Annotated in this window: 9 protein-coding genes and 1 pseudogene; 1 reads left to right on the top strand and 9 read right to left on the bottom strand. The window is 33.9% G+C overall.

The annotated features are described in order from the left end of the window. Both V7014_RS16650 and rpoD read right to left on the bottom strand, forming a co-directional pair. The coding region (locus V7014_RS16650) for an NUDIX domain-containing protein (protein ID WP_335508560.1) at window positions 1-241 on the bottom strand (241 nt) is incomplete at its 3' end. Window positions 242-278: 37 nt separating this feature from the next. Continuing rightward, window positions 279-1,377, bottom strand: a pseudogene (gene rpoD, locus V7014_RS16645) (RNA polymerase sigma factor RpoD). 497 nt (window positions 1,378-1,874) lie between these two features. On the opposite strand from rpoD, the gene V7014_RS16640 reads away from it, so the two are divergent. Then, entirely contained in the window at window positions 1,875-2,204 is a 330-nt protein-coding gene (locus tag V7014_RS16640) for a CotD family spore coat protein (protein WP_438824931.1), read from the top strand. Window positions 2,205-2,257: 53 nt separating this feature from the next. Here V7014_RS16640 and V7014_RS16635 read toward each other — a convergent pair whose 3' ends face one another. From V7014_RS16635 to V7014_RS16605, 7 genes are all read right to left on the bottom strand, one after another. Continuing rightward, window positions 2,258-3,301, bottom strand: coding sequence for an HD-GYP domain-containing protein (locus tag V7014_RS16635; RefSeq protein WP_335508559.1), 1,044 nt, complete (start codon window positions 3,299-3,301; stop codon window positions 2,258-2,260). A gap of 55 nt (window positions 3,302-3,356) precedes the next feature. Beyond that, a complete protein-coding gene (locus tag V7014_RS16630) occupies window positions 3,357-4,013 on the bottom strand; it encodes a flagellar brake protein (RefSeq protein WP_335508558.1) in 657 nt (218 codons plus the stop codon). A 335-nt stretch (window positions 4,014-4,348) separates the two neighbouring features. Further along, the gene (locus V7014_RS16625; RefSeq protein ID WP_335508557.1) at window positions 4,349-6,163 is read right to left on the bottom strand and encodes an oligopeptide ABC transporter substrate-binding protein; all 1,815 of its coding nucleotides are present in this window, start codon (window positions 6,161-6,163) and stop codon (window positions 4,349-4,351) included. A 15-nt stretch (window positions 6,164-6,178) separates the two neighbouring features. Continuing rightward, a complete protein-coding gene (locus V7014_RS16620) occupies window positions 6,179-7,096 on the bottom strand; it encodes an ABC transporter permease (RefSeq protein ID WP_335508556.1) in 918 nt (305 codons plus the stop codon). Between the two features lie 29 nt (window positions 7,097-7,125). Next, complete coding sequence (gene opp4B / locus V7014_RS16615; RefSeq protein ID WP_335508555.1) at window positions 7,126-8,088, bottom strand: oligopeptide ABC transporter permease; 963 nt, start codon at window positions 8,086-8,088, stop codon at window positions 7,126-7,128. Window positions 8,089-8,091: 3 nt separating this feature from the next. After that, the gene (locus V7014_RS16610; RefSeq protein WP_335508554.1) at window positions 8,092-9,039 is read right to left on the bottom strand and encodes an ABC transporter ATP-binding protein; all 948 of its coding nucleotides are present in this window, start codon (window positions 9,037-9,039) and stop codon (window positions 8,092-8,094) included. Further along, on the bottom strand, window positions 9,039-9,915 hold an 877-nt coding region (locus V7014_RS16605; RefSeq protein WP_335508553.1), incomplete at its 5' end, for an ABC transporter ATP-binding protein. The genes V7014_RS16610 and V7014_RS16605, both read right to left, overlap by 1 nt.

Genomic DNA, 9,915 nt, shown 5'->3' with positions numbered 1-9,915 from the left:
CATATATTCCATCCAGTTCCCCATTGGAGTTCTCCCATGTTACAGTTCCTTTAGAGAAAAACCTCTTTACTTTTATACTTGTTTCCTCAAACACTTCTCGTATAGCACCTTCATCAGATGTTTCACCATTCTCAATCTTGCCACCTACTCCGTTCCAAACACCCATTATTGGAGCTTTCTCCCGATTAAGCATTAATATTTCATTCTCTTTCTTTACAAAACATACTGTATACTTAAACATTATATAAATTGATACCTCGAAATATTTAGTTTGTACACTATAAAAAATCTCTCAAAGCTCTACTTCTACTTGGATGTCTTAATTTTCTGAGTGCTTTTGCTTCTATTTGACGAATACGCTCACGAGTGACACCAAATACGGCTCCCACTTCCTCTAGAGTTCTAGTTTTTCCATCATCTAAGCCAAAACGAAGACGAAGAACATTTTCTTCTCGATCTGATAATGTATCGAGCACCTCTTTTAATTGTTCCTTTAACAATTCGTATGCTGCATTTTCAGTAGGAGATATTGCATCTTGGTCTTCAATNNTGTGAATCATCTTCTTCACCAACCGGCGTCTCTAAGGAAACAGGTTCTTGGGCAACTTTAATAGCTTCTCTTACTTTTTCTGGAGATAATTCCATTTCTTCAGCAAGTTCCTCTGAAGAAGGCTCTCTTCCTAAATCTTGATAAAGTTGTCGCCTAATACGAATTAGTTTATTAATTATTTCAACCATATGAACTGGAATTCGAATTGTTCTTGCTTGATCCGCAATCGAACGTGTGATAGCCTGACGGATCCACCAAGTTGCATATGTACTAAACTTAAAACCTTTTCGGTATTCAAACTTCTCAGTTGCCTTAATCAAGCCCATGTTACCTTCTTGAATCAGGTCAAGAATAGACATGCCACGACCTATATATCGTTTAGCAATGCTAACAACAAGACGAAGATTTGCTTCAACTAAATGTTGTCTAGCCTGTTCATCCCCTTTTTCGATACGCTGGGCAAGATCTACCTCTTCTTCGGCAGAAAGAAGATCAACATCACCAATTTCATGATAATACATACGTACCAAATCATTTGTATTTACACTTATGTCATGAAAGACTAAACCTTCTTTTTCAAGTTGCTGGACCTCGGTATTTCCTTCATTCATAACGTCGTTAATTTCTACGCCTTGACTAATTATCGATTGAACAACATCTTCAATAGCATTAGAGTTTAAATTAAACGATGAAAGCTTCTCACTAATTTCCTCATAGTTTAGTCCATGATCTTTCTTACCTTTTTCGACCAATTGACTAATAACTTGATTGAGTGCTGCTTCTGATTCATGATTCATTTCTTTTGTATGAATTGTTAAATTAGCCATTTATATAAACTCCCTACACCTTTCTCTTATCCTCTTTCATTCATAAAGATAGGATTTCATTTTTTGTTCCAAATACAATTATACGCTCTAAAGCTAGATTTATCTTTAAATACGATTTTTCCGAAATTGATTCGACCATTTGGAAGAAAATCATATAAATTTTCATAGTGTAACAGCATACATTCACAAACATTTTGACATCTCAAAATGAAAAATAATTCCCCTCAAATCTTGGAGAGTATTTTCAAGTTGAACTTATTTTAGAACTTTTTCTAATCTATTGAAAGTATAAAGATGCACAAAAGAAAAAACCTCAGTTACAGAGGTCAATTCGTCATTTATCGTTAAGTCTTTAACTTCTTTTTTAATTACATCGCTCAAGAAATCATTTTGAAATATTGATTGTCCTTTTTGGGAAATAATTTAGGTATACAACCAGTACAAGTATCATTAGGTTTTCATACAATATTTTAAGAATCGTCCCCGGAGGTGATAATATGTATTATCAAAGTGACTATGGATGTCACCAACCTCATTTTGGTGCATGTCCTACTAAACACCATACAAATGTATGTCCAACTCAAGTAATGCCCACTCAAGTGAGCCCAACCCAAAACATTGTTAACAAAAATATTTATAAACACATCGTTCCACATATTCATCCTACACATACAACAACTGTAAACGATCATATTTACCAAAATCAACACTACTTCCCTCATACTCAATCCGTAGTGAATACTTGCAAATCTGAAAATGTGTTTTGCCAACAACCAATGATGTGCCCGCCTAGTCCTTGTCACATGCCATATGGAAAATTCTATTAACAAATGTAGCCCCTTATTAAAAGGGGTTTTTTACATTAGTGATATATTAATAATTAATATACTTCTTCAATATAAATCGATCGTACTCTATCTAAATCGATTAACTCTTCTGTTTCGAATATTTTTATAATCGGACGAGTTATAAATTGAGGATTCATGAAGACAATTTCACCTGATAATAAATTTGACAATAGCACTTTACTTCCAATTCCTATATTAGCTATTTTATTCATTAATACATTCGTAACTTTTAGATCAAATTTTCCAAATTGGTCATGCTTAATAATATCTAAAACTTTGAAAGGCGACATACCAGCTTGATAAGGTTTATCTGTTGTCATTGCATGGTATGTATCTGCAACCGCTATAATTCTTGAATAAAGATGAATTTGTTCAATTTTCCCACCCATTGGATAACCTGAACCATCTAGTCTTTCATGATGTTGTACAATTGCTATTTGGGCATCCTTTTTCAATGTCATCGTGCCTTGCAACATTTTAAATCCTAAAACTGGATGTTGCTTAACATCACCGTATTCTTCTACTGATAACTTTGATTCTTTATGTAAGATTCCATTCCCTACTCTAGACATTCCTACATCACATAAACATCCAGCTAAGGCAACTTGTAATACTTCTCCTTTCGCTAAGCCTAATTGCTTAGCTATTAATCCGCTATATAGACCGACAGAAACAGCATGGTTGTACATATAATCATCAATTTTTGAATATTTATGTAGATTGAAAGACACTTCATTATTATTAATTGCTTGCTCTAGTAATGGAACTATTATTGCCCTTACTTCCGAAACATTTGTTGATAAACCTGATTGCCACTTCAGAAATAATTTTTTATATGCGTTTACACAATCCAAATATGACTCAATAAATGGTTTCTCATAGCTGCTAGCAATAGCATCAGATTCATTAGACGGTGGAATAATGACATCTACTCTCTCCACTAAGAACGCACGTAACAAATCAATTTTCGCTTTTGTTAAAGCAGTATCCTTAAACATAATTAAACGGCTTGATTCTACCACTACATTCTTAGCTAATATATAACCATCTCTAACATCTCTGATACTAGTAATCATAATCTTGCCTCCAATATTAAATCTTACTATTTTATTTATTCTTAATCGTTTATGTTTACGCGTATATTAACTTGTCTCTAAGTTCCAATTGTTTCTCGAAACAAAAACGAATGAGTGCCTGAAGATCATTCTTACTTATATTCATAAATTCTATTATAATCATGTCCTCTGAATGCTCTTCTCTTTCTATTACTTTAATGACCTTACTTTTGAATTTAAAAAACTTACTTTCCCCAGATTTATAAAATAGTATAATCCAAGCAATAATCTCAAAATTAGCTTTTACATTGATATCCTTAGGAATCAAGAAAGAAGCACCGTTAGCGTTAATTTCTGTAGTGCAAGTAACAAAAGGTTGAAAAAATATTTTTGAACTGTGGATTGCTATATCAACTGGTACATCCAATTTAGCAAAAGGCCTTTTATCAATAGTATTATGTTCCGTTATGGGAGGGAACTCTATATGAATTGTATTTTGTTCCTCTACTATATCAATTACTTTTGAATCAAAAGATGAGATACTTCCATTAACCTTTACATAATGTACTTCTATACGCATACCTTTCGAAATATTGCCACTTTTTAAAGTTAAAATATGAATTGGTATGTCGATATATAAAATATCATCTTTTATATTGATTACTTTTGTTCTATAATCAACTTCTTGTTCTTCCTCTTTTATTCTAAGTAGTATAAGATCGCCGATTTTCAATACACAATCACCTCATCAAAAAATATTGTCCAAGCTAAACATATGAATATTTTAACATAATTTACAATAATTGTAAAATTTGTCGAATTGCTCTTTATTAACTTTCCAGAGAGAAGACAGTTACTTTCTTCACTAATACAATAATTTCCAAGTAGAGAAATATACATAATACAAATCAACGATTCAGCCATCATTTATTATATTATTTCTGTAAAGTAAAAAAGTGGTTATTTTGCCAAATATCCTTCCATTAGTAACAAGTAAACCATAAAAAACAAAAAAGCTGAGTAAAAGTTAGAAAAATCTCTACTCCCACTCAGCTTGTTACAATTTAATTATTTACTAGCTTTTACAGCTTTGTCAGCAGTTAGTTCCCAATCTTGGAAGTTAAACTCAAGGACGTTAGGATCAACATTTACTCCTTTAACTCGTTTATTCACTGGGAACAGTTCAGTTCGGAATTGAGTTGGTATAACAGGAACATTTTCAGCCATATACTCTTCCCATGCTTTAAATGCTTTTGCACGATACTCTGGATTCATAGAATCCAATGAATCAATATCTGCTAACAATTTATCAATTTCTTCAGAAGTATAGCGACTTAAATTGAATTCTGCATCTCTACCATATAATCCTGCTGGCGAAGGATTAGTTCCTGTACTCCAAGCTGCCATAAAGATATCAATATCTTTATCATTTACCTGTACTTTATCATAGAAACTATTAAATTCGATAAGTCTGCCTGTTGTTAACGTAACGTTCAAACCAACATCTTTCCAGTTTTGCATATAAAATTCAGCCATTGGCTCTGCATTATCTCCACCAGCCATAAATGCCATTTTGATTTCTAATGGTTTCCCTCCTTTATCTTCACGCATTCCATCGCCATCTTTATCTTTGTAGCCAGCTTCATCTAATAACTTCTTCGCTTTCTCTGGATCATACGAATATCCTTTTAGAGATGAATCATAGTACGTTTTGAAAGCTGGAGGAATCAACCCAGTAGCACGATTACGAAGTCCATCATAAAATTGGGTGTTTAATTGTTCTAAATCCATTGCATAAGCCATTGCTTGACGCAATTTCACGTCACTCATTTTGGCATTTTCATTCATGATACTCGTACCCTTTACTTTATCATACTTACCTAAGTTAAAACCTAAATACGAATAAGAGCCTTCGGGTCTACCTAGAATCGTCACGTTATCTAAATCCTTATAAGTAGCATAAATATCTGTAGGCATACTAAAAACTAAATCATACTCCCCTGCTTTTAATGCTGCAACAACCGAAGTTGTAGGTACTACTTTTAATACCACTTTATCGATTTTCGGCTTACCTTTGAAATAATGTTCATTTACTGAGAATTGAACTGATTCACCGTTAACGATGCGATCCACTTTAAATGCACCGAGTGATAAAGGTTTTTGACGAATTTTTTTAGAGTTAATTAAGTCTTTTATAGGCACATCTTTTAAATAATGTGATGGCTCCGCATAATACACAATTCCATCTCCTGTGCCAGTATAAATGGCTGGAGATACTTTTTTAAATGAAATTTCCAACGTTGTTTCATCAACTTTTTTCAAACCTGAAATTTTATCCGTTTTTCCTGCATGGTAATCTTCAATACCTACGATATTTTTCAGATCATTATCATAGCGAACACCAGTATAATCTTTATGTCCAATGATTTCATATGGCAACATTAAATCTTCAATCTTTAAAGGCTCCCCATCAGACCATTTCACACCTTCTTTAATTTTGACAGTTGCCTTTTTATTTTCTACATCTACATCTAAAGTCGCTATTCCACCATCTCTAACAAGATAATCCCCATCCGTTTCAAAGATTTTTGTAGAAGCAAATTGCGTAATTTGACTATCATAAGCATCTTCACTCAGAGCTTCAGAAAATACTCCTTGGAATGGTGTATCTGTAGCTAGGCCAACATTTAACGTTCCACCTTTAATCCCCTTATCTTTGTTTTCAACTTCTAATGGAAATGTTAATGTTTCACTTTCTTTCTTCCCTCCTCCTTCTTCTCCTTCATTCTTCACTTGCTCACTTTTCTTAGTACCAACACAAGCGCTGAGCACTAATGTTAAGACAAGCATAATAGCAAATACAGACCACTTCCTACTTTTCATTTGATTTCCCCCTTCTTAACCTCGTCTTTGTTTTACATCTGCTGAACGGCGAAGTGCCTGCCCAACATAATTTATGCCTAACATCAACACTAGAATTAGTAATGATGCTGGTATCCAAATCCACCACTTAGACGCCAGTACCTCTGGGTTTACGGCATAACTGACCAATGTACCTAAACTAGGTACAGATGGAGGTAACCCGAATCCTAAAAACGATAAACCTGTTTCAATCCCAACATTACCTGCAAAATTCAGGGTGAGTTCGACAATTAGAATTGAACTAAGGTTTGGCATTATTCCTCTAAATATAATAGAAAGATCTTTAGTCCCCATTGTCTTTGATGCATTGACATAATCTCTTCGACTTTCGGAAAGCGCCTTACTACGAACAAGCCTTGCAGTTGGTACCCATAAGAAAATGCTTAAAATAATAATAAATGTTGTAACATTATATTTAGGCACAATCGTAACAAATACGATAATTAACATAAGTGTTGGTAAAGTAGCAAAGAAATCAATAATACGCATAAAGATATTGTCAATTAATCCACCATAGTAACCTGTAATTAGTCCGATTCCGATACCTACAATTCCTGTAGTTATTGTAATTGATATGGCAATTGCTAGAGAATTTCTGGCACCAATGATTAATTGACCAAATATATCTCGTCCACCTTGATCGGCTCCTAAAAGAAATCCTTCACCAGGTTTTGCATACTTATCTAGTAAACTTACGCGCATCAATTGGTCTTGATCTATTAATAATGAACCAATGAACACACCTACAAAAATTGTAATTAACATAATAAGCGAACCCATCGCTAATTTGTCTTTTTTCAATTCTCTTGCTATTACTCGAAATCCGAGAGGAGGACTGTCCGATGGTGGTACTTTTAAGTTTGTATCAACTACAACTTCTGTTTGATTATCCATTTTTGTCACCTCTTATTATCCATTTTTCTTTAATGAACTCGTATTCTTGGATCAATAATGCTCATAACGATATCCGATATTAAACTTCCTACTAAGGTTAAGAAACCAAAAAGTAATACAAGAGCTGTTATGACACTATAATCACGAGCTTGAATGGAGTGGATAAACAGTTGACCCATTCCTGGATAACCAAAAATCGTTTCAATAAATACTGAACCACCTAATAATCCAGTAATGGTTAATCCTAAAAATGCAGCTACTGGCAGTAAGGAATTTCTGAAAATATGCTTATTGTAAATCTTATTAATTGGTATACCTTTACTTCTAGCTGTCTTTACATAATCTTGTGTTTGTGCATCGATAATCTCTGATCGTAAATATTGAATAATTGCGGTTGTTCCAAGTATGGCATATGTGATTGCTGGTAAAAGGATGTGATATAATTTGCTCATAAAATAATCAAAAGTACCAGGTTCATATGCGACATCTACTGTTCCACTTGTTGGGAATATAGGGATTTTATAGCCAAAAAGAAATAAAAATATTAATGCTAGCACAAATGTTGGAATTGCATAACTAATGTAGCTATAAAGCACAACTGATTTATCAAGTAGAGAATTTTGAAAACGTCCAGCTAATACACCTAACGGAATAGCAATTAGATATATTAATAGGAAGCTTAATATAGCTAACCATAGTGTATTCAAACCTCTTTCACCTATAAGCGTTGCAACATCTACCTTAAAAGAATAACTTCTACCAAACTCACCTTGTAACGCATTAGTGATCCAATTGTAGTATTGAACATACCAAGGATCATAAAAACCCGCTTCTTGTCTTAATTCTTCAATACGTGAAGGATCTGTTTCCGGAGTAATCAATCCTGTAAATGGGTCACCTGGCATGAATTTAGCCATAATAAAAATGAGTAAACTCAGTACGAACAGCTGTGGAATCATTAGAAGAAATCGACGTAAAATCACCTTCCACATTTATTACACACCTACCTTTTCGGCATCGTGTATTGCTACAAAATGCGTATCAGTAATAGCCTTTAAATCATAAACTCTTCCATTTTCATCATAGTAGTGTTTTTCATTCAGGGCATATTGTTCTTCTATTTCTTTTCGTTGTTTCTGTTTATTGACACGTTCACCTGGTTTTATATCGGGAATGGCGGACAAAAGACGTTTTGTGTATATATGTTGGGGAGTAGTGTATATCTCTTTACGAGTACCTGTTTCTACGAATCTTCCTTTGTACATAATCGCAATGTGATCACACATATGTTTAACAACACCTAAATCGTGAGAAATGAATAAATAGCTTAAGCCGAATTCTTGTTGAATATCCTTCATGAAGTTTAGTACTTGAGCTTGAACTGATAAATCCAATGCAGAAACTGGTTCATCGGCAATAATCAGTTTAGGATTACATGCTACTGCTCGAGCAATACCAATTCTTTGTCTTTGTCCTCCAGAAAACTCATGGGGATATTTATGTTGTGCATCTTCTGGTAATCCAACGATAGCAAGCAATTCAATCACTCGTTTTTTCTCCTCTTGATCACTCAATTTTTGAAAATTACGAATAGGTTCAGCAATAATATCACGTACTCGCTTACGTGGATTGAAGCTCGAAAGTGAATCTTGAAAAATCATTTGCACATCACGACTGTACTGCGACAATCTTTTTCTTTTTTTATTTGAAATATTATTTCCTTCAAAATAAATGTTTCCTGATGTTGCTTTTTCTAAGCCTATGATAGCTTTTCCAATTGTAGACTTTCCTGAGCCAGATTCTCCAACTAAACCATAAGTTTTACCTTTTTCGAACTCCATACTCACTCCATCGACAGCATACGTATAATCAATAATCCTATTAAAAAAACCACCGTGAATTGGATAATGCACACACAAATTTTCAATTTTCAAAAAACTCATTATAGCTGTCCTCCTTCATCTTCGAAGTGAAAATGTTTCCAGCAAGTACACCTTACATAGTGACCTGTTGAAACTTCATGTAAGGTTGGCCTCTCTTCGTGATAATAAGAGTCAATCCAAGGAATACGAGATGAAAATCGACAACCTTCTCGAGGTAAATTAGTTAATGAAGGTACTAAACCCTTAATAATCTGTAATTTCTCCGATTCTTGATCCATTTGTGGAATAGAATTAAATAGAGACTTTGTATAAGGATGTAATGGATTATTGAACAGTTCTTCTACTGGTGCTTCTTCAACAATTTGCCCTGCATACATAACGGCTACACGATCAGCCATTTCAGCTACAACACCTAAATCATGCGTAATGAGTAAAATACCAGCCCCTGTTTCCTCTTGTAATTCCTTCAACAAATCAAGAATTTGCGCCTGTATCGTCACATCCAGTGCCGTTGTTGGTTCATCAGCAATGATTATTGAAGGTTTACATGACAATGCAATTGCGATTACAATTCTCTGTCTCATACCACCAGAAAGCTGATGCGGATATTGTCTTGCTACACGTTCCGGATTTTTTATTCCAACTTGATTTAATAATTCAAGGGTACGTTCTTTCCGCTGCACTTTGTTTAATTCAGTATGATAAAGTAATGATTCTTCTATTTGATCAGCTATTCTCATCAATGGATTTAATGCGGATAAAGGATCTTGAAAGATCATTCCAATTTCATTACCACGAATTGTATTAAAGGTACGCTCATCAATATCTACTAAGTTCAGATTTTTGAAGATAATTTCCCCTGAAACATTTGTATTATTAGAATTATGTAGTCCGACAATGGATGTTGCCAACGTACTTTTACCACAACCTGATTCT

This window comes from Bacillus sp. JJ722 (genome assembly GCF_036963345.1).
Taxonomy (GTDB): Bacteria; Bacillota; Bacilli; order Bacillales; family DSM-1321; genus Bacillus_AD.
The sequence above is the reverse complement of the archived record's forward strand: the minus strand, read 5'-3'. Positions and strand labels throughout refer to the sequence as shown.

Bases quoted from the DNA above. Each gene is read 5' to 3' on its own strand.
- V7014_RS16620 (WP_335508556.1), bottom strand. From the start codon at position 7,096: ATGGATAATCAAACAGAAGTTGTAGTTGATACAAACTTAAAAGTACCA.
- V7014_RS16640 (WP_438824931.1), top strand. From the start codon at position 1,875: ATGTATTATCAAAGTGACTATGGATGTCACCAACCTCATTTTGGTGCA.
- V7014_RS16625 (WP_335508557.1), bottom strand. From the start codon at position 6,163: ATGAAAAGTAGGAAGTGGTCTGTATTTGCTATTATGCTTGTCTTAACA.
- V7014_RS16635 (WP_335508559.1), bottom strand. From the start codon at position 3,301: ATGATTACTAGTATCAGAGATGTTAGAGATGGTTATATATTAGCTAAG.
- opp4B (WP_335508555.1), bottom strand. From the start codon at position 8,088: ATGTGGAAGGTGATTTTACGTCGATTTCTTCTAATGATTCCACAGCTG.
- V7014_RS16610 (WP_335508554.1), bottom strand. From the start codon at position 9,039: ATGAGTTTTTTGAAAATTGAAAATTTGTGTGTGCATTATCCAATTCAC.